The organism is Anoxybacillus sp. TBDG-1 (assembly GCF_054815885.1).
The window spans coordinates 1-2,799 of record NZ_JBTZSY010000091.1 but is presented as its reverse complement, the minus strand read 5'-3'; the positions used below and the strand labels follow the sequence as shown (position 1 = coordinate 2,799).

Annotated in this window: 3 protein-coding genes; all 3 read left to right on the top strand. The window is 36.0% G+C overall.

What is annotated here, in order from left to right:
* Positions 1 to 76 precede the first annotated feature (76 nt).
* Positions 77 to 1,297, top strand: coding sequence for an ATP-grasp domain-containing protein (locus ACYQY7_RS13845; protein WP_429878690.1), 1,221 nt, complete (start codon positions 77 to 79; stop codon positions 1,295 to 1,297).
* A 332-nt stretch (positions 1,298 to 1,629) separates the two neighbouring features.
* Positions 1,630 to 2,517, top strand: coding sequence for a 4-hydroxy-tetrahydrodipicolinate synthase (dapA, locus tag ACYQY7_RS13840; RefSeq protein WP_461202930.1), 888 nt, complete (start codon positions 1,630 to 1,632; stop codon positions 2,515 to 2,517).
* 15 nt (positions 2,518 to 2,532) lie between these two features.
* Complete coding sequence (locus tag ACYQY7_RS13835) at positions 2,533 to 2,769, top strand: hypothetical protein (protein ID WP_461202928.1); 237 nt, start codon at positions 2,533 to 2,535, stop codon at positions 2,767 to 2,769.
* The last annotated feature ends 30 nt before the right edge of the window (positions 2,770 to 2,799 follow it).

The window sequence follows — 2,799 nt, the reverse complement described above, 5'->3', positions numbered from 1 at the left end:
CGCATAAAATCAATAAAAACTTAGGGTATGTATTTAAAACTTTTGACAATACCAATAATATTAAAGGGGTGGAAGAATGACTCATTTACTGCTAATCAATTCGGATAAACCGGAGCCGATTCGCTTTTTTAAAGAATACAACAAGCACCATGACATTCGTTTGACCGTATTAACAAGAAGCCGTTATGCTTCTATTTATAATAGTTTTGCTGATGAGATATACGAGGTAGAAGATGTAAGCGATCTGTCGCAAGCTCGTCTGCTGATGCTTGATATCCTAAAACATGAGCCTGTCGATTATATCATCACCCCAACGGAAAAAAGCGTGCTTACGGGTGGGTTTCTCCGCTCCTACTTTGCGATCCCTGGTCCTAGTTTTGAAACCACTTTGTATATGACCAACAAGTTGGCGATGAAAACAAAACTACATCAAGCGGGTATTCCTGTCACTAATTTCATACGTCTCGACTGTCTCGAAGACATCCCGCAAGCCGCTGAAAAATTAGGATGGCCATTGATTGTAAAACCAGCGATGGGTTCAGGTACGTTGGACACGTTCTGTATAGATTCGCCGCAAGCCTATCTATCCTTGTATAAATCAGAAGCACTACGTTCTCTGAAAGAACACAAAGTTCCGATGCTGGCGGAGAAATACGTAGAAATGGAAGAATATCACTGCGATGGCCTTATACATAACGGTCAATTGTTGTTCGTCTCTATCTCTAAGTATTTCAGCCCACCACTTAAAGCTAGGGGAAGATTACTCGGCTCTTACATCATTCACGAAGAAAATCCGATGCATGAAAAAATTCTCGCGATATATAAATCTGTAGTAAAGACTTTCGGGGTCACGGACGGTCCTACTCATATGGAAATATACCATACCTCATCAGGGGAACTGCTAGTAGGTGAAATCGCCCTGCGCGTTGGTGGTGGAGGAATCAGTGATACGATCTTTAAAAAGTATGGCGTGTCGATGTGGGATGCTTCGTTCCTTATCGCAATGAACCAAGATCCACAACTTCAACCAGTACGCTCTCAAGGTATCTTTGGATGGTGTGGTCTACCTTGTCGTAATGGTACCATTAAAGATTTTACACCTGTCGAAGAGTTGCAAGCAATACCGCAAGTGCTCGATGTTCAGATGCATTATAAACGTGGCGACCGTGTCCAAGAAAAGGAGATATCGACTTTCCATCTTGGTAAGGTTTATTTTCGCTTAGAGAGGGAGGATCAACTTACGGAGTTTTTGTCTCTAATTCATGAGAAGTTTTATCTACAGATAGAAGAAGATTGATACTAGTATCCACAAAAAATAGGAATATTACGTAATAGAGGTTAAATAGGTAATTGTTGCGTCACGTAGTCTAATAGATTTGTAAAAAGTATATTTCATACCGCCTATTGTTTTATGACTTTAGTATATTAAGAACAGATCAACTTATTTAACCACATTCATGAACACTATCACAGTAATTTTGTAATAAAATTCATATTATTTATTGAAAAAAAAAATAAAAAATAAATTATAATAAATTCAGAAAAATATTTATTAATTTCCTAATAGACATTTAGGAAGGTTTAGTGATGGGGGAACTTGTATTATAAGGTTTAAAGGAGGATATAAAAATGGAACTTAAAGGGTGTTATGTAGCTTTAGTAACCCCATTTGATGAAAAGGGGAAAGTTAATTATAACAAAATTGAAGAGTTGGTTGATCAACATATACAATGGGGAACAAGTGGCTTAATCCCGTTAGGGACAACAGGAGAAACACCAACATTAACAGAAGAAGAATATAAAAATATAGCTGAGACCATTGTGAGATACAGTAATAAGAGAATTCCTGTTTTTATAGGTACAGGAACCAATGACACTTCTAAAACGATTAAAAACATTGAATTTGCAAAAAAAATTGGGGCAGATGGTGCTTTAGTAGTTTTGCCTTATTACAATAAACCTTCTCAAAAAGGATTAATTGAACACTTTAAACTATTAGACGCAGTTGGACTACCTTTAATTATTTATAACATACCAGGTAGGACGGGGATAAATTTAGAGGTTGAAACCTTATCACTATTGCTAGAAAATACAAAAAATTTAATCGGAATTAAAGAATCTAGCGGTAATCTAGAACAAATCTCTAAATTTGTTTCAATTTCTCGTGATTATGAATTTAGTGTATTATCAGGCGATGATTCTTTAACACTTCCTATATTGTCTGTTGGAGGTAAGGGAGTTATTTCGGTGTTAGGGAATATATTACCAATGAAAATTCAACAGATGATTAATAGTTTTTTATCAGGTGATATCCAAGAAGCACAAAATATTCATCACCAAATTTTCGGCATATCAAAAGGTTTATTGGAAATTGCGCCTAATCCTTCGCCAATAAAAAGAGCCATGAATATCCTTGGTTATAATGTCGGAGGTACAAGATTACCTATACTAGATTTGAATTCCACAGAAACAGAGATATTGAATAAACTTTTGAAAGAGCTAGAACTAGTAAAGTAGAGGGGTACTTTAATTATGAATATAAAGGTATGTGATTGTACTCTAAGAGATGCAAAGTTTGCTCCAAGTATCTTTTTTACTAAAGAAGAACAATTACATATTGCGGAACTTTTGGATCAAGTAGGTGTAGAAGAAGTTGAGTTAGGAATCCCAAATGAATCAGATGAAGAGTTCGAAATTATAAAGGAAATAACTAGTAAGGATTTTAAATTTAGAAAATCTTGTGTACCCGTGGTGCTAGTTGAGCGCTAGCGCTCAACTAGCCCGAGTGTGACAAGCGAA

What these genes read in the sequence shown, in the direction of transcription:
- ACYQY7_RS13845 (WP_429878690.1), top strand. Translation starts at nt 77, where the DNA reads ATGACTCATTTACTGCTAATCAATTCGGATAAACCGGAGCCGATTCGC.
- dapA (WP_461202930.1), top strand. Translation starts at nt 1,630, where the DNA reads ATGGAACTTAAAGGGTGTTATGTAGCTTTAGTAACCCCATTTGATGAA.
- ACYQY7_RS13835 (WP_461202928.1), top strand. Translation starts at nt 2,533, where the DNA reads ATGAATATAAAGGTATGTGATTGTACTCTAAGAGATGCAAAGTTTGCT.